At 47.7% G+C, this 17715-nt stretch carries 16 protein-coding genes; 9 read left to right on the top strand and 7 right to left on the bottom strand.

From position 1 onward, the window contains the following. The first annotated feature begins 75 nt into the window (after nt 1-75). The 5 genes from AELLOGFF_RS11290 (at nt 76) to AELLOGFF_RS11270 (ending at nt 5413) form a co-directional block, all read left to right on the top strand. On the top strand, nt 76-1236 hold the full coding sequence (locus AELLOGFF_RS11290; RefSeq protein WP_159268840.1) for an acyl-CoA dehydrogenase family protein: 1161 nt from the start codon (nt 76-78) through the stop codon (nt 1234-1236). Nucleotides 1237-1912: 676 nt separating this feature from the next. Further along, nucleotides 1913-2917 (top strand): phosphotransferase family protein, encoded by a 1005-nt coding sequence (locus tag AELLOGFF_RS11285; protein ID WP_159268839.1) that lies wholly within the window; start codon nt 1913-1915, stop codon nt 2915-2917. Next, a complete protein-coding gene (locus AELLOGFF_RS11280; protein ID WP_159268838.1) occupies nt 2917-3291 on the top strand; it encodes a DUF6285 domain-containing protein in 375 nt (124 codons plus the stop codon). The genes AELLOGFF_RS11285 and AELLOGFF_RS11280 overlap by 1 nt, the downstream gene beginning before the upstream one ends. Before the next feature lie 142 nt (nt 3292-3433). Continuing rightward, the gene (locus tag AELLOGFF_RS11275; protein WP_159268837.1) at nt 3434-4021 is read left to right on the top strand and encodes a TetR/AcrR family transcriptional regulator; all 588 of its coding nucleotides are present in this window, start codon (nt 3434-3436) and stop codon (nt 4019-4021) included. Between the two features lie 411 nt (nt 4022-4432). Next, complete coding sequence (locus AELLOGFF_RS11270) at nt 4433-5413, top strand: DUF7064 domain-containing protein (RefSeq protein ID WP_159268836.1); 981 nt, start codon at nt 4433-4435, stop codon at nt 5411-5413. 409 nt (nt 5414-5822) lie between these two features. Here AELLOGFF_RS11270 and AELLOGFF_RS11265 read toward each other — a convergent pair whose 3' ends face one another. The 5 genes from AELLOGFF_RS11265 to AELLOGFF_RS11245 all read right to left on the bottom strand — a co-directional run bounded on the left by AELLOGFF_RS11265 (nt 5823) and on the right by AELLOGFF_RS11245 (nt 9266). Then, nucleotides 5823-6209 (bottom strand): c-type cytochrome, encoded by a 387-nt coding sequence (locus AELLOGFF_RS11265; protein ID WP_235035702.1) that lies wholly within the window; start codon nt 6207-6209, stop codon nt 5823-5825. Further along, the gene (locus tag AELLOGFF_RS11260) at nt 6202-6540 is read right to left on the bottom strand and encodes a hypothetical protein (protein WP_159268835.1); all 339 of its coding nucleotides are present in this window, start codon (nt 6538-6540) and stop codon (nt 6202-6204) included. Before AELLOGFF_RS11260 ends, AELLOGFF_RS11265 begins: the two co-directional genes overlap by 8 nt. Nucleotides 6541-6564: 24 nt before the next feature. Further along, nucleotides 6565-7098 carry a hypothetical protein gene (locus AELLOGFF_RS11255; protein WP_159268834.1) on the bottom strand — a complete coding sequence of 178 codons (534 nt, stop codon included), beginning with the start codon at nt 7096-7098 and terminating at the stop codon, nt 6565-6567. A gap of 457 nt (nt 7099-7555) precedes the next feature. Next, a complete protein-coding gene (locus AELLOGFF_RS11250; RefSeq protein ID WP_159268833.1) occupies nt 7556-8413 on the bottom strand; it encodes a carotenoid biosynthesis protein in 858 nt (285 codons plus the stop codon). 589 nt (nt 8414-9002) lie between these two features. After that, the gene (locus tag AELLOGFF_RS11245) at nt 9003-9266 is read right to left on the bottom strand and encodes a hypothetical protein (protein WP_159268832.1); all 264 of its coding nucleotides are present in this window, start codon (nt 9264-9266) and stop codon (nt 9003-9005) included. A 640-nt stretch (nt 9267-9906) separates the two neighbouring features. Between AELLOGFF_RS11245 and AELLOGFF_RS11240 the strand changes: the two genes are divergently transcribed. Next, nucleotides 9907-12207 carry a TonB-dependent receptor gene (locus tag AELLOGFF_RS11240; RefSeq protein ID WP_159268831.1) on the top strand — a complete coding sequence of 767 codons (2301 nt, stop codon included), beginning with the start codon at nt 9907-9909 and terminating at the stop codon, nt 12205-12207. Between the two features lie 265 nt (nt 12208-12472). Next, nucleotides 12473-13318: a lysophospholipid acyltransferase family protein gene (locus tag AELLOGFF_RS11235; RefSeq protein ID WP_159268830.1), complete on the top strand. Its 846-nt coding sequence runs from the start codon at nt 12473-12475 to the stop codon at nt 13316-13318. Between the two features lie 467 nt (nt 13319-13785). On the opposite strand, the gene AELLOGFF_RS11230 is transcribed toward AELLOGFF_RS11235, so the two are convergent. Together AELLOGFF_RS11230 and AELLOGFF_RS11225 are read right to left on the bottom strand one after the other, a co-directional pair. Beyond that, entirely contained in the window at nt 13786-14856 is a 1071-nt protein-coding gene (locus AELLOGFF_RS11230) for an amidohydrolase family protein (RefSeq protein WP_159268829.1), read from the bottom strand. Between the two features lie 141 nt (nt 14857-14997). Beyond that, nucleotides 14998-15621, bottom strand: a complete 624-nt coding sequence (locus AELLOGFF_RS11225) for a TetR/AcrR family transcriptional regulator (RefSeq protein WP_159268828.1) — start codon at nt 15619-15621, stop codon at nt 14998-15000. A gap of 168 nt (nt 15622-15789) precedes the next feature. Between AELLOGFF_RS11225 and AELLOGFF_RS11220 the strand changes: the two genes are divergently transcribed. Then, nucleotides 15790-16650, top strand: coding sequence for an alpha/beta fold hydrolase (locus tag AELLOGFF_RS11220; protein WP_200842646.1), 861 nt, complete (start codon nt 15790-15792; stop codon nt 16648-16650). 110 nt (nt 16651-16760) lie between these two features. Next, nucleotides 16761-17714, top strand: coding sequence for a VOC family protein (locus AELLOGFF_RS11215; protein WP_200842645.1), 954 nt, complete (start codon nt 16761-16763; stop codon nt 17712-17714). Nucleotide 17715: the final 1 nt, after the last annotated feature.

Raw genomic sequence — 17715 nt, 5'->3', positions numbered from 1 at the left:
GCTTCGATCTTCGTTGAGGGGCTGGCTCACAATACATATTTACCTGCCACCAGGTAGGCTTTGGAGTCTTTATAAATGAAAAATTTCTACTTAAACGAGACCGAAGGTAGTGAGCTGTCCTTGTTTTGCGAGACGGTGAGGCGAGTTAGCGAAGAGCTAATAGCGCCTGCCTATGAACAGTGGGAAAAAGAGGGCCTGGTGCCCCGACTGCTTTATAATCAGTTGGGTGAGGCTGGCTTGCTTTGTGTTGATGTTCCAGAAGCTTATGGTGGTTATGGGGTGTCACCACGATTTTCTTTTGCGGTAATTGAAGAGCTTGGCTATGCAGGTTTTACTGGCTTCTGTGGCGGTTTGCAGGTGCACAACGATATTGTGCCACCGTACTTATTGAATTTTGGTACTGAAGAACAGAAGATGAAATGGCTTCCCAAGATGGTGAGTGGCGAGGCCGTATCTGCCATAGGTATGACCGAGCCGGGTGCGGGGAGTGACTTGAAGAATATCCGTACTCGTGCCGAACGTGTCGATGATGGCTACGTAATGAATGGCTCAAAGATCTTTATTTCTAATGGTCAGCATGCCGACTTAGTTATTGTTGCCGCTAAAACAGACCCTTCGGCTGGCGCTAAGGGGATCAGCCTGTTTTTGGTCGATACCTCCCTACCGGGATTTTCTAGAGGGAAAAATTTAGATAAGGTTGGGCAGAAGTGTGCAGACACGTCAGAGTTATTCTTTGAGGATTTACGGTTGCCTGCTGACGCGCTTCTTGGCGAAGAGGGTGGCGGATTTCCAATGATGATGAAGGAGTTGGCGCGTGAGCGGCTAATTATCGGTGTACTTGCATTGGGTGCCGCTAGAGGTGCCCTTGACCAAACCATAGGCTATGTACAAGAGCGGGAGGCCTTTGGAAAGTCGTTATCTGAATTTCAGAATACGCGTTTTAAATTGGCTGAAGTGAAAACCCAAATCGCCGCTAACGAGGCGTTTGTACAGTACGGAATAGAAGCCTATTGTCGAGGTCAGTTGTCCCCTGATGTTGCCGCTTCCATTAAACTTTCTACTTCTGAAATGCAATGTGAAGTAATGGACGAATGCTTACAGTTATTTGGTGGTTATGGGTATATGAGCGAATACCCAATCGCCCGTGCTTGGGTGGATGCGCGTGTTCAGCGTATTTATGGTGGAACCTCTGAAATTATGAAAGAGGTGATCGCCAGATCGTTGGTGGGAAAATAAAACCTCTCCGCTCCCTTTTATTCACGAGCTATAACAGTATCGGGATAAAGGGGCTCGCTGTTCGATGTATACCTGTCATTTTAAGTGGCTCTGTGACGGGTGTTGTCGCTATGGACCGACACTGTTGTATTAGCTTGGCGGGGGTGGAGCCACACCTGTAATTGCCGCTAAATATCCTCTTCGCTGCCTGCGTTTTCCACTTCACCAGTTCTGAGTAACGAAAGTCCTTTAGCGAGGGGGTTGCTAGCTTGAGGACGATGCTTCCCGTCTGCTACAACCCTAGAATACCCCATATTCATCTACGAGTGGTCCTGTAGTAGGTTGTGTTGTTAACAGCATAACTTTATTTTGATGAGGGTTTTTATCAGGCGCTGTACGCCAGTCATCCTGCTTGCTTTTATGTGGGCTTGCGCTCTTATGATTAATCTAACGACGTTGTGCTGCTGTGGTATCCCGGTATTCGTGGCTTGCTGTAGGGCCGGAAGTGGCTGGCGGCTGTCAGGCATTAAATTGGGCGTTGCGCTGAGGTGAACTCACGAGACCGAAGTTGATAGCGCGTTAATATTGTCGGGCACGGCCGAGTGCACAGGTATTTGAAATAATGAACCGATTAGAATACCATACCAAATAGTATGTTGTTTTTGTGGTGGCGCCGTAACCGGTTAGGGAATGTGATTTGAGTAAAATAAATGAAGAAATGGCTCTCCGTCTAACGGCGGCATTGCAGGGCATGGGGCAGCAAGGTGAAGTTCACGGATTACGCCGACTTTCCGGTGGCGCCAATATGGAAACTTGGTCTTTCGATTGGCAAAGCGGCGAGGCCAAAGAGCCGCTCATTCTAAGGCGCTTACCAAGTGGCGGTACTTCAGATGAGGGTGACGCTCATAAATTGGATATTGAAACCGAAGCAAAGGTGATCGGGGCTGCGGTTAAACACGGGGTTGCGGCACCGAAAGTGAGGTTGGTGCTAAATGAGACCAACGACCTAGGCAAGGGCTTTGTCATGAGTCGTGAGCGCGGTGAGGCTCTGCCCAATCGCCTCCTGGTTGACGCCCAGTATGCGGCGGCGCGGGAGAAACTCGCTTTTCAGTGTGGTGCGGAGCTAGGAAAAATTCAGCAGGTACCGCTTGATGCACTCCCAGCCGGGCTACCAGATAACAGTGGCGACGCCATGCTAAAACGCTTGCGCGCAATGATCGATCAATATGGCGCTGCATCTCCTGTTCATGAAGTGGCTTTTAAGTGGTTGCAAGATAACGCGCCGGCTAGTACGCAAAAAGTGCTGGTTCACGGTGATTTTCGGATGGGAAATATTCTGGTCGATGAGCAGGGCCTTGTGGCGGTGCTGGACTGGGAAATGGCGTACATTGGTCATCCAGCCGCGGACATCGGTTTGATGTGTGCCAATGTTTGGCGCTTTGGTTCACCGCTGCCCGTGGGTGGCTTCGGCGTTTATGAGGATTTATTAAGCGGTTACGAGTCGGTGACGGGAACGCGTCCGACGATGGAAGAGATTCGCTACTGGCAAGTGGTAACAACCTTGGGTTGGGGGCTTGTGTGCTTAATGATGCAGGACATGTACCGCAGTGGTAAGGATCGCAGTCTTGAACGCGCCGCCATTGGCCGCCGTGTGTCAGAGTCGGAGATCGACCTAATGTTGATGATGGAAGGAAATCTGTGATGAGTAGTGCTGAAGCCACTGAGTTGCTGGAAGCTGTGCGCCTTTTTTTGCGGGAAGAGGTTCTACCTGAGCTAGAAGGATTCAAGGCCTACAATACTCGGGTGGCGGCCAATGCATTGCGTATTGCCGCTCGTGAAATTGATAAGGCCCCCGAACGGGAAGCTTTAGATAAGGTAGCTACTCAAAAGTTTGAGTTGCAAGACGCGGAGGGCTCCGCAGCCTCACGGCTTGCTAAGAAAATACGTGATGGTGAGCAGGAGGTTACGCCTGAGTTAATAAGCTGGCTTAAACGCCATTGCTTATTGAGCATGGCCGTCGATAATCCACGCTACTCTGGTTTTCAGCAGGCCAGTCAGCAGTGGACTGATCTCTGAGTGTGTTGAGCAAGCTGTATTGGTTTCTCTCGGTGCTAGATGATTCAAAACATGTCGCTTGGGATGGTTTGCGTGAATTTGGTTTGTCGGTTTAAAGCAATCCACGTACCATACTCCGTTGAAGTGACTAGGAATGAACAATATGGCCACCAAACCCGCGCCGAAAAAAAAGCAAGAGAGATCCTCTCGCGACGACTGGCTTCGTGCTGCCTTGGAATTACTAGGTGAAGAGGGTATTGCTCGTATTACCATCGATGCGCTGTGTAAAAAATTACGCTTAACCAAGGGGAGCTTTTACTGGCACTTTAGTGGCCGACAGGAGCTTCTTGAGGGAATGGCAGACCGTTACGCCAATGCCCACCATAGAGAAATTCGAGAGCGGATAGATTCATCTGATTTAGATGATTGGGAGCGGATAAAGCTAGTAGCTAAAGACGCTTTTGACAATTATGCGCGCATAGATCATGCCATGCGTATTTGGGCAGAGGAGTGTGAATTTACTGCCGAGGCAATAAAACTTTCCGATGCTAGGACGCTGCGTTTTACCGAGGAGAAATTGGTCAACCTCGGAGTTCCTCAAGATCGAGCCACGTTAATTGCAAGGTTAATGCTGTGCACCGGCTTGGGTTTTTCTTTCGCCCAGCCCTCGCTGGGGGGGAAAAAAGAATATGAAGAATTGGAGCCGCTGATCGAAAGTCTGATTGATATCGAGCGTGCGAAGAAGAGGTAAGTCCGTCATTTATCACGCCAACCGCTGTGCTAGAAAAAAAATAATAAACGCTAGATACCCTCTGAATATTTAGTTGACCGGCTCGACCGAGCTCGTTTTGTGTTTACTTTACCTCGGTGTGCAGTGGCTTGGGAGCGATGGGGGAGGGCTTCAAGATGTTGCAGTGTAGCCCAGATTGGGATGGCTGAACCCTCTAAGTGTATTGGTTTGAAATACACGGAGCTGTCTCGATAACCTTTCCCAAGTCATCATCACGTAGTGTTTCATTTATTAGGCATAAATACTCTTTATACAACATACAGTACCATACGGTATGTTATGATTTCTGTTCAATCGATCGGATACGGGAGCGCTGTGGACGAGCAGGGTCGGTATCTGAATTTATAGAGAATACGAGAGAGAATAAGGCCGATGATGAATCACGAAAACATGCATCCAGTGGGCGATGACCAACATTGGAGCGAAAGCTATTATTTTAATTTTTACGACCCAGAGGCGCAGGTGGGGATGTTTACCCGTATGGGCTGGCGTACCGGCAGTGGTCGAGCTGATGCCCTACATGTGTTGTTTCTACCAGGCTCGCGGGTAGCGTTTACTTATGGGCTGCGGTCTATAGAGCGAGATCTAAGCCAGTATGACAACGATTTAAAGGTGGGTAATCTCGCCATCGAATGCCTGTCTCCCCATAAAAAGTGGTCGGTCGCGTATAGCGGTGAAGCACAAGATATCGCCAACGGCGAGATACTGTTGCAACGCAGCAAGTCGCGCCCCGAAGGCTGGTTTACTCCTGCGCATTTGGACATGGCCTTAGAATTTGATTGTCAGTCAAAGCCTCATCTAGTGTCGGATGCGACCCGCGGACATCTCGAGCAAGCAGGGGTCGTTAGCGGCCAGATTACGCTGGGGGACGACACCTGGACCGTAAAAGGCCAAGGTATTCGCGATAAATCTTGGGGGCCGCGTGACTGGAGTATGGGTCATGCCGCGCCAAGCGACGACAATGGTGGTGAGCCAAGCCCCCATGTTCATTGGTTCTCAGCGAACTTTGGCCCCGACCTTGCGCTAGGCGGAAGTTTGCTGAAATCTGAGTCAGGGGAATGGCAAACCATTGGTTCTTGGTTGCTCAGAGATGGTAAAACAACCGAGCTTGAAGAATTTCGAGTAGAGTCGTGCTACAAGCCAGATACTATTCTTCATACCAGTGTGGTGATCTCAGTAAAAACGGTGAATGGAGAAGCATTCCAAATCGAGGGGGAGATGGTTAATATCTGCCCAACTAAAGTGCCGGCACCGGGTGGCGCGATTTTGATTATGGAAGGTCTAGCTCGCTATACCTGGGGCGATCAAACAGGCTACGGTATTTCAGAGCAATGGCATGTGATGAATAAATAATGCTCTGCGGCTTGGAGATTAGCGCGTAGTTTGTCAAAGGCGCATGTCTCAAGGGCTTACAATAAGACTTTGGGGCATGTTGCTTTAGCTAAAATCGAGACATTCGTTTCGATATATTCGTTTCTAACTATTTCATGTGTCACAGCTTTGCTGTCTTTTTGTATTCAGAGCTTGGTTGGCCAAAACTTAAGGACTACAAAACTTAAATTCACACACGAACATTTCATTTTATGTCAGCGCGCTATCAGCTATGACTTGGCACAGCTTGGCCGTTAGTTTCCTGGGTTTGGTGGTTAATGTCGATTTACTTGAGTTCCTCAGCAAAGTCCTAGTAAAACAGCTCAAGCGTCAATTTCAACGCTTGAGCCTGCTGAGGCATCCAGTCATTCGCTTTTATTATGTGTGTCGGTTATTGAGCGAGATTTGAATAGTATGCCGACAAATTGGCGATGTCCTCGTCGGACAGGGGGGCTGCCATTGCTGACATTACGGGGTCTTCTCGGCCGCCATCACGGAAGCGTTTGAGCTGGTTTTCTAGGTAGCGCTTATTTTGCCCAGCAAGGTTAGGCCACGCAGGGTTTGTGGTGATGCCCTCTGCACCGTGACACGAGCGGCAGACGGCTGATTTGGCTTCGCCCGCTGCAATTGCACTGTTTGTTGTCTCTGCAGAAGCGATTGCGCAACCGAGGGCAAGGCTAATGGGCAGAACGACGCGACCAATACTTTTCTGGCATTGGGCGGTCGAATAACGAAAAACGCGTTGCATTGGCGTTGGGGTGAATCGTTGCTTATCCAAAGGGGTGATGCTCCTTTAGTTCGATCAATGTGACCTGTTCACTGTTTGAGGTCCATGGGTTGGTCTTCATTAGCTGGCCGTCAAGTTTCAGCATTTGTCGATAGCTGATAAAGCTGTACAACACGATGCCAAAGCCAGTCCAAAGTACATTCTTTAAAGTAAAGACCGATAAATCATCTAAGCTCAGGTACATGATGAGCCCATAAGTTAGGAAGGTCGATACGCCAAGATAGATTCCCATCACCACAGAGACCCATAGAAACTGTTGCTTAGAACACTTAAAAGGCTTGCTGTAACCCATGTTCTGTGGTGATTGCGTTGTCGTGCTCATGATTAAAATCTCCTTCTAACGAGGCTAAAACGGTTTGATGAAAGCGAGGAAAAATACGCCCAATATCACTAGACCGACTAGTGGGGTTGTAATAAGAAAGAACCACCAGTGGCGGTGCAGGGCGTCTTCGTAGGCTTCCCAGTCGTCGTTGTCGCCTTTTTCACGAAGGTGGCGTTTGTTGCCATGAAAATGAGAGATGTAGTAATCCACAATTTCCATGGGCACGACAGCGACCATGATCAGAGATAGTTTTAGCATAAGCCAGCGGCTTTCTGGTCCCCATCCGCCTGCAATAATCAGGAGTACACCTGATAAAAGTACCAAGGGAAAGGCGTAATGCTCGACCTTCACGCCGTGGTCGAATCTTTCAAATACCCAGTTACGCATAATCGCCAAGCCGGCGTCGCTTTCATTTTTCCGCCAAGCCTGCATAACGGGAACGAGGAAAAAATAATAGCCCATGATGACGCTGAAGGACCAAACCGTGACTGCGGGAACGTGAATCATCTTAATGTACAGATAATACGGTGCGATCATTTGGTGTAGCAGTTCATACATGTGAGGATTCCACTGATGCAGGTAAGTTATTAGGTGTTATTAATTTAGCAAGGCGTAACCGTACCATTGAGTATGGTTTGTATCAATAGTGCTCGGCTAACATTTTTGTAATTTGATATGTTGATTGAATCTAGAGTAGCCCGAAATGGTGAATAGGGAGTCGCCAAACAAGTTTTGTTACTTGATATTTGAGTGACCAACGTGCTGATGGCCTGCAGTTTCTCGGTATTAACGTCATTGATATAACAGTTGTGATGGGCTCGGGATTTTGGTTTCCCTGTCGGTTCGGCCTTTAGTCGTTAGCTTTAAAACAGATTGTTGAATAGTGCACTAAGCTAACTTGAAAATTCATATCGAACGGTCTTATTGAGCCGCCCGATATGAGCGTCTAGATTCCCAGCGGTTTAACTTACTGTGCTGGCTTGCCACCTAGTGACTTTAAATCTACACCGCGGCTCTATTCACCTTCTCCAGTTTTGGCGAAAATCTTGTAGCTTGCCAAAAGAGCAATAGGTAATAAGGTGAAGCAGGAAATAAGTAGCAATGAGCCTGAAATATCATTGATCAGCCACTCTTTTCCGTCGGGTGAAAATGCGCTTTCATCAGTACCATTGATGAAATTTCTGACACTCCCAGTTAAAAGTGCGGCATAGGAGAGAGGAGCGATTATCCAGAATTTTCGTGACGATACGATGTTTAGCTTATGAATGCTCTCGCTTGGCTTTCGGTAGATAAGGGTGAAGAGGGCATAGAAAGAAAACACACACAGAAACCAACCAGCGAAATTTACTAGCGGTACGCCGAAGTAGACGCCGCCATTTTCCCAGATCAAATTTTTTTCTACCGTTGCCATAATTGGGTCCATTGCAAGGTCCCAAGACACCATGATAAATGATGCGGCAATCGAAATTGGCAGCCACGAACCGTTCGGATATGAAGTGTTACGTTTGTCTAAAATAAGATGAGCCAACACAAAGGAAAAATAACCAACGGCAAAATAGGCGGGCATTATATTGATTGGAACAAGGCCGATTTTGGCCCCAAGTGCGTCAGTATAATGATAGTTGCCAAAGGGGAAGCCTGTGAGAACACTTATGGTTTCATATGACCAGCTTATGGTAGATACGAGCAAGAATAGAAATAGCATCCTTTTTACTCCCATCCATATGAACCCATGCCAAAAGGTGACGAGGGTCATGGTCAATACGGAGACGGCGGGTGACCACGCCTTTCCCAAGGTGATTACAGCAACCTGAATGATCACAAGGGCGATGCTGCAATAGAAAAAGCGATTAATATTAGGCGTAGTATTCATTCGTTCGAATTGCTCCTGATTACCCGTCACTAAACGGGGTGATTCATCTATAAAAGGCAGGTCGTAGCGATTGGCATAGCGCGGGGTTTAATTCTGACTCTGCAAGCGCTTATAAAAGGAAGTTGGCAAATGATCAATTATTGTTATATATACTATACAGTATGGTATAAATTTTGTGCAACAGAATAGAGTTAAAATCTTTGTAAGCAGTGACATTGCAATTACTGAATAAAGAAAAGTGGCTTAAAAGGGCGGGCGAAGTATTGGGGAGATATGTAGGCCAATAACTAAAAATGTATTTACGGCATAACTCGGCCCCGCGTTTTTAAAGGCTCTAGTTGCAGTTAGGAATATTAAATGACGTGGGGGCACCGGCTTTTAAAGGTGTCGAAGTCCTGTAAAGGCCTAGGCGTGTTGTAGGATATGCTCTATAGCTATCAGGAGCTAGTTGAAGAGGGTGGTATCGACAACCGGATAAGTAAAAGCTAATGAGGCCCGAATGCTACTAAGCATCGAGCCTATACCATTGCATAGCTTTATCATGGTTTGGATAGGGGCAGTAATGATCTGCGTAAGGTGGGCATTTTTGTTATTCCCATTCCCATCCATATATACCAAGTTCGTCTAAATCTAGGGTTCGGAATTTGGGTATTAAATTGCCTAGCGCTAAATATAAGTCTTTTGGTTTATGGATAGGCATAGGCTCGATGTCCATTGATCTTTCCATCAACCAAAGCGGCGCCACGGTGAAGTCAAACTCCATCATGTAACAGCCAGAATAGTAATAGCCTTCTGCTTCCCCTGCGTCTAGCAGCATATACCCTGGGTTTATATCAACATTTCCTCTGCTCATCCCTATTTTATATAAAAGCCATATATGTCTTTGAAGCAGCATTTTGATTTTCCTCTACAGATTGTGAAGGGCTAACGTAGCTGCTTAAAATGATCCGTCAAATCACAGAACCCACACCGAGTTTGAACTTAATATCTGGCTTTCGGGTGGTTTTTGAACAAGGTTTAAATTAATAGCATGGGGCCCCACGTGCTAGTTATAACGTTATGGTCATGGTCCGAACTATTGCCACCCTGTGGCGTTTCACTAAAAGAAAAGGGGTCACTGAGGACTTCCGCCACAAGATGGAAATGATCTCACGGCGATTCTATGGTTTTAGAAACTGAAAATTATCGTTTAAGAGAACTGCCTCATTGTTGGTGGGGTGAGATTATTAATTGGGTATGAAGAGTGACATCCTCGTTAATGTTGTAGAACCCCCGTTTTATTGTCCGAAGTTCATGGCTGATTGCCCCAGCTAGGATCGTTTTTAGATGTCGCCATATGCTGCGGTTTAGGCAGCTTTTATCCAATCCCTTTCGGAACATCCAGGCTTTATGACTAGATATAGGTATTTCCCGCTAATTGACATATATTGACAAAATAGAACATTGGTGTTCAAATAAAGGCAATAATGTTAATTAATGAAAGGTAGTTCGGTATGAATTTCAGAGTTAAAAAACTTCAGCGTGCTATTGTTACCGCCGTAATGGCTTCGGCGCCCCTCTATGGAAATGCCGCACCTCAATTAGAGGAGGTGGTGGTTACAGCCCAAAAGCGTTCAGAGAGTGCTCAGGACGTACCCATCTCAATTAACGCGGTGTCGGGCGACATGTTAGAAGCGAACGGTGTTTCTAATCTCGAAGGTATGGCGGGTATGGTGCCTAACCTTAATATCGGCGACTCACCTGACGGCAATATGATTGTGATGAGGGGCTTGGGTTCAGGTACCGGAAACCCCTCATTTGAACAGTCAGTGGGGCTTTATGTAGATGGTATTTACGCCGCTCGTGGACCGCAATTCCAGGTGCCTTTTGTCGATGTGGAGCGAGTTGAAGTACTCCGTGGGCCGCAGGGTGTTTTGTTTGGAAAAAACAGTATTGCCGGTGCGATTGCCATCCATAGTGCTAAGCCTTCAAGTGTGACTGAGGTCGATCTCAGTGCGAGCTATATCGGCCCGCAAGGAACGTTTGACACTACTGCGGTTTTGTCTGGGCCGCTAAGCGACTCTCTGTTCGGCCGGGTGGTGGCGAAGAAAGCCACCGACGGTGAGTACATGTACAGCCCAATTAACAAGCAGGATGAGCAGCAAAATGACACCAGTGCGCTGCGCGGCATTTTGGTATGGGACGTTGCTGAGTCCACCACTGCAACTCTAAAGTTAGAGCATGCAGACTATAATGAAGAAGGCACTAACTTCCAGATCAGCGATTATGACCGCACCGCCCCTCCGGAATTGTTTACTGCCGCCATTATTAATGATGCGACAGCCGGAGGCGAAGACTTCACCCATAACTACACGGGCTATTCAAATGGCAGAACCGAGTTGGAGCTCGCGTCAGATAGTGCAACGCTAAATATCACCTCCATGCTTGGCGAGCATGAGCTGACAATTTTAGGTGGTTACAGCAGCTATGAACGGGTTAATTATTCTGATGTTGATTTTAGCGCCTCCAGTCTTCTTCACCGTGTGCAAGAAGAGGATTATGAACAAAGTTCATTGGAACTTCGCATTGCATCGCCTGCTGGCGAAACCATTGAATATGTTGCTGGCTTGTATTGGATTGATCGCCATTTGTTGATCCCGCGAGCAAGGCTTGATCTTGATATTCTCGTGCCTGTGGTGGCTGATTTAAGTAATGCCTCACTGTATTCTGAGTACGACGAATCCTCCACGGCGTATTCTGGTTTTGGGCAGGTTACCTGGAATTTTGCAGACACTTTAAGAGCAAGTCTTGGAGTACGTTATTCCAATGAAACCAAAGATGCCGCCGCATTCCAAACCGTAAATCCCTACGGCAGTGATGAAGGCCCAAGTGACCCTGTAGATATTCTCCAGCAGCCTATTCGCTTGGCGATAACGAGCCAGTTAGGTGCCCAACCATTCGAATTCGATTTGGGTCGCGAAGAAAATAATGTTGATGGTACGTTTAATATTCAATGGGATGCCACCGATAATGCAATGGTCTATGGCACGATTGCTAAGGCAACCAAGGGAGGGGGCTTTAATGCCACCAGTATTTCGGGTGATCCTGACGACTGGGAGTTTGATACAGAGCAAGCGATAAACTATGAAGTGGGTTTGAAAAGTGATTTATTTGATCGTCGTGCGCGCTTGAATGTGTCGATATTTTATACCCAGTTTGAAGATTTACAGGTTTCCTCCTTCGATGGCACTGCGTTTAAAACAGGCAATGCGGCATCGGCAACGTCGAAAGGTGTAGAGCTTGAGGCCACTTTTGCCATGAGTGAAAAAGTGCTTCTTGGCCTAAACGCGGCTTATTTACAAGCCACTTTTGATGAATACATTGGTTCTTGCCCGCTTAATAGCAACGTATGGTCAGCTAGTTGCCAAGAGTCCGATGGTGCAACACAAGATTTAGCCGGAAAATCCTTGGATCAAGCTCCGGAGTGGAGTGGTTCATTGTTTGCTGAGTATCGTACTAACATTTCAGATGATTGGTTGCTGGCGGCAAGAGTCGACGGTCAATATAGCGATATGTTTTCTTATAACCCAACTCAAGATCCTTATAGTACACAAGAAGCGTTTTGGAAATTCAATATGCAAATCGCATTTGAAACGTCAGATGGCGCTTGGACGATTGCCCTTAATGGCTACAACCTGAGCGATGAAAAAACCAAGAACTTTGGTGGCGAAGTGCTACAAGCACCGGGACTGTATTGGGCGAATACTCAGGCACCTAGACAATATGGCTTGTCGTTAAATTATCATTTCGAATAGCCTTTAGTTCTTCGATTTTACTAAACATGCTTTGCGGGGGTATCCCCGCTTTTTTTTCTACGACATACCAGCATTCAAATTATAAAAAAGATGGTAAAGAATGAAGAGATATACTGTCTTTTTTATATAGGGGTATAGTGCCATTTTTGAAGATACCGTAAGTGGGTTGCCCTAGGCTGAATAATAAAGAAAATGGTATGTACGAATCTTAGATACTAAGCACTGGTGTATGAATAAGCGCTAATGTATCTCATGTATAAATCTCATGGAATGGTACGTAAATATGGATGCACTACCTACTTTTACACTCCCAGAACGTCCCCTTAATAGCTGGGATTTACGGCTGCTGAGGGGTTGGTTTCCACCCACCTTGATAGGGGGTGAGAACCTCGACGCGACGAATCCCGTTCTTTTTATCGGGAATCACACTACATATGGCTTGCTCGATGTACCGCTGTTTCAGGCAGAGGTTTGGAACGCCTCAGGGAAATGGTTGCGTGGTTTGATGGATCACACCCATTATGCGGTTCCTAAATGGGCCAGATATCTGGAGTCCAAAGGCGGTTTCCGTGGCACGCGGGAGCTTTGCTGCCGCGCCATGGAGCAAGGCGATGATCTGCTGATTTTCCCAGGTGGCGGTCGTGAAGTGATGAAGCGGAAGGGTGAGGAGTATTCCCTGATTTGGAAACGTCGACTTGGATTTGTGAAACTGGCCGTTGCGAATGGTTACCCAATACAACCCTTTGCCAGCGTGGGTGCCGACGACGCCTTTGATATTCTTGTCGATTCCAATGATTGGCAATCTAGTCGATTTAGTTCTCTAATAAAGAAGACCGCAATTTGGCGTGTTTGTAAGGACGGGGAGGAAATTCCCCCGATCGCCCGCGGCCTTGGCTTAACAGCAATTCCGCGACCAGAGCCATTTTATTTTGTGATTGGTGAGGTAATCAGTACCTCCGCTTACCAGGGGCTGGAAGATGACGATGAGGCAATGCTTGCATTGCGTGATCAGGTAGAAGCCGCGGTGATGCAGTTAATCGAGAGTGGCAAAGCTTATCAACGAGAAAGTGGCGGCGGTGCAGTCTGGCGCCGACTCCTCAATAAGCTATAGCGTAATGTAAATAAGCCTCGAAGCTAATGCTCGCCTGATTTTTTTAGGCGGGCCAACCGAACGCTGCTGTGCCGTTTATAGCTAGATAGTGTAACTCTTTTCGTTAAGTTAACGGCTAGCGAGCTTGACCATAAAAACAGATAGATTTGATCCCGCCTTTTAGCACCTTTATATGGTTCTAACAGGAGCGGGCTATGAGTTAGGTTTCATGCGAGCAATATTTTTCCCGAGCTTTAATGTCGATAGCTAGACTGAGGTAAGTCCAGCTTGCCGACAAACATGGCAGGTTTGTCGATATCCACATTGTTACTTCCGGACAGGCTTATGGGAAACCAAGTCTACGAGGCACGTATTACTGAAGATTCTTGGTGTTTGGCGGCAGATTAAATTCTGGGAGATTTACGTCCATATAATTTCCTTATTTGTTAGGCCTGCTCGCGGTGTGGGGCAGGCCAAAGTTGCCTATGTTATCGATTTCTTAGTCTATCGACGAGATGGACTAGGGGTTTGATTGCTTTTGCTTTGAATTTTGCTTTGCTGTTCATTGGGCTGAACTCACGAACCATTCCCGGCACCTCGCCATCTTGCTTGTAATGCGGGAATAACGCCAAGGCATTGTCACGGCCTATAGCACTTTTTTGTTGGGCGTTGAAAATCTCTGATGCACTTAGGGTTTTAGTTTGTAAGGCGGTTATTGGTGCGGGTGCGAAAGGAAAGTCACTGCCAAACAAAATATGTGAGGGGTCTACCAGTTCCTTCAGCGCGCCAAGCGAATAAACCGATGGTGAAAGCGCCGTATCGTAATAAAAGTTTTTAATGTAGGTCATAACGCCGCGGGGCGTTTTTTCTGCCACGTCAGGCATCATATTTGATAGCGATACTCGCCACGCGACATAAGGTAAAAAGCCGCCAGAGTGGGAGAGAATCCAACGAATGTTTGGGTAGCGTTCCATCGTTCCAGATGCGATTAGGTTTAGCGCGCCGCGGGTGGTATCGCACAAAAATTCGATCAGAAAGCCAGGCAGATTCAGGCCAATCTCATCGCTGGTTTTGTGCATATTCGGGTGCACAAATACAGTGGCTTTGCGGCGGTCTAGTTCAGCCATTAATTCTTCAAAGCGGGGGTCGCCGAGGAAGTGCCCTTCTGTGCTGGCCAGTAGAACAATGCCATCTGCGTTCAGCGTATCCAGAGCATATTCTGCCTCGGCACAAGCCTCCTCCGTCAAGGGCATAGGCAGTACTGCAAACATGCCGAAACGCCCCGGGTGCTGCTCACGCATTGACGCGGAGAATTCATTGCAATCTCTCGCCAGTGCAATCGCTTCTTTGCGGTCACCAAAATAAACGCCGGGTGCTGACAGAGAGGTCAGTGCCGTTTCAATACCGTTGATATCCATGATTTCAATGGATTGTTTTGGTGTCCAATTCGGTAGCGGGGCGCCAGCGACTTTGCTTAGGCCTCGTCGGCTCATGGTGGCGGTAAACGCGGGGGGAATGACGTGGTGATGGACGTCAATACGGCCTTGGCTGCGACTCATAGTTTTATTCTCGTCAATAGATTGGTATTAATATATGAACATTTGTGTTCATATATTAATACCATTGATCACTTTATGCAATTTCGAGACGATTCGGGCTTGGCTGGTGTCGTAGCGGACCGGGAGAGTACTTTTGGAGGGCTACTTTATTTCTTTGAGTTCTGTGAGTGGTGAATTTGCTATCTTTTTGGCTTGCTGGGCATCCAGCCCGAAAGCCCGTAAGGTCAATTCTGCTGATTCAATGCCGGCTTCTCGCCATGTTTTGAGGCCATCCAGTACCAGCAGTATTCCCGTTAATGTTGCTCCACCCAGCAGGGCGACGGCGCTAGGAATAGCATTGAGATCTAAGTTGAATTCACCTGCCTCTACGGCGGCTTGAATGTCCTCCGAAGGTGGGCCTGTCCACAATTCCCTGAGCGATTCTGCTGTTAGGCCAAAATGGATTAGAAAGCGTCCCCAGTGTGGGTTCTCGTGGGCGCGACGAATATAAAGTCGGATGCCGGTAGCGAGGCGTGCAGCAGGCGAGTCGATTTCTGAGTTGCTTGCTGCAATTCTTTCATCCATCTCTGATGCTAATCGGGTTGCGACACTATTAAACAATTGTTTGGGTGACTCTAGGTGTTTGTAAACGGTCCCTCTAGCGACTCCTGCCGCGCTGGCGAGCTCGCTAACCGTGATGTCGTATGAGCCTTTTTCTGCATACAAGCGTAGTGCTGCGTCGTACACCCTCAGTTCGGCGGCTCTAAACCGTTTTTTCTTAACCATAGTGAACAGAAGCCTGTTTTGTGAACAATTTGTAGTAAGTCTATCACGATGAGCGTTTTGTGAGGTCTCGTATTAAAATAAGATATATTTGACTTATTTGAACATTAATGTTCAAATATTTTAAGTTTAGGCTAATTAATGCCGTGTGCAGTAGCGAGAGACCGACCAATGACAATAAATAAGCTAGCTCTAACCTCCAGAATTGTAGAATTTGATGATCGCAGTATTCACCTCACCGAGTGTGGAGAGGGCTTCCCCGTGTTGATGTTGCACGGTGGTGGTGCTGGAGCATCTGGCATGTCCAATTACTCGCGCAATGTAGAAGCGCTTGCGCAACATTTTCGTGTGCTCGTACCTGATATGCAGGGTTATGGTCGCTCGTCAAAAGGTGTGGATCGCGCGGACCCTTTTGGCGATTTGTCCTCCGCCATGCTGGGGCTGCTAGATGCCTTAGATATACCCACCGCACATGTGGTCGGAAACTCCTTGGGTGGTGCTTGCGCACTGCGCATGGCCTTAGATTGCCCTGAGCGAGTGACGTCACTGGTGTTGATGGGGCCGGGCGGAGTGAATACGACACGCTCTGTGCCCACTCCGGGCTTGAGGTTGCTGTTGAACTACTACAAAGGCAGCGGCCCTAGTAAAGAAAAGCTTGAGCGCTTTATTCGAGATTACTTGGTTTACGACGGTTCCTTGGTTCCCGATGAGGTCATTGAACGTCGTTATCAAGACAGCCTCGATCCTGAGGTGGTCGCGTCACCGCCTCTGCAAGGCCCCAAGGGAATCCCCAATTTCAAAAAGTATGATTTTACTCGCGATTCGCGTCTTCAGCGCTGCGAGACACCATGTCTAGTGTTGTGGGGTGCGGAAGATAAGGTCAATCGTCCGAGTGGTGGCCAAGCATTGCAAAAGAGGATGCCTAATTGCGACCTATACCTTTTCAGTAATACCGGTCATTGGGTGCAGTGGGAACGGGCGGTCGAGTTCAACGCCTGTACTATCGGCTTTTTGCAAAGCCATACCCTTTAGGTTTCACGAGCACGATCGAGATACCTAGTCGCAAATAATTTATAAGGGCTTACCCAGTGAAAACAACTGAAAAACTAGACCTATTTGGCAAGATTTCCATGGGTTACCTGGTGATTGAATCGAAGAAGATTGCTGCGTGGAAGGTATTTTGTGAGGCCGGCTTAGGCATGCACTGTGATACTGACCGGGACGACTTCCTTGCTTTTGCCTTAGATGAACACCGCCGTCGCCTCATTATAAAACGAGGACCGGCGGAAGATTATCGCGCGGTCGGGTATCAGCTCGCGAGCAAGCTCGAGCTCGAAGAGATACGTCGTCGCTTAGCCGCTCACAAGATTGAGGTAGCGGAAGGCTCGGCCAAGGAGGCTCAAGAGCGTGGGGTAACTGCATTCTGGCGCTTTGAGGGGCCGAAGTCGCTGGCTATTGAACTCTTTATTGACGCTGAACACCGGACTGATCCGCTGAGTATGCACACCAGTGCGTTTGTTACAGGTAATGGTGGTATGGGGCATATGGCGATCACTTCTCGTCGACCCGAGGAAATGCAGCGCTTCTGGCAGGAAATATTCGACGCTCGACTCAGTGACTATATCGATGAGCGGATTGCTGGTGTCGATCTTGATCTGGCCTTCTTTAGGCTGAATTCTCGCCACCATTCTGTCGCGATTGCATCGACACGGGGGATCCAGATGGACCCCATTCGTTCCAAGGTCCAGCACGTCAATTTCCAGGTTGCCACTCTTGAGGACTTGAGTAGTGCCTTCCGTCGACTTCAAGATCTTGGGTTTGAAATGGCCCATGAAATTGGTCAGCACCCCAATGACAAAGAGTTGTCATTTTATGTTTTTTCGCCATCCGGTTTTGAAATGGAGCTGGGTTGGGCGCCTTTGGAAGTTGATGAAGCCACGTGGGATGTTACTAAGTATCACGGTATGAGTACTTGGGGGCATAAGCCTGAAAAACGTGGCATGCGTCATTTCTTGCTGACTAATTTCACCAACCTGACGCAAGGTACTAAATCCTTGCTTCGTAGTGAATTTAACCCTCTTGTCGAGGAAAAATAAG

Source organism: Zhongshania aliphaticivorans, from assembly GCF_902705875.1.
GTDB classification, from domain to species: domain Bacteria; phylum Pseudomonadota; class Gammaproteobacteria; order Pseudomonadales; family Spongiibacteraceae; genus Spongiibacter; species Spongiibacter aliphaticivorans_A.
Note: the sequence above shows the minus strand (reverse complement) of the source record. Positions and strands in the feature narration are given on the sequence as shown.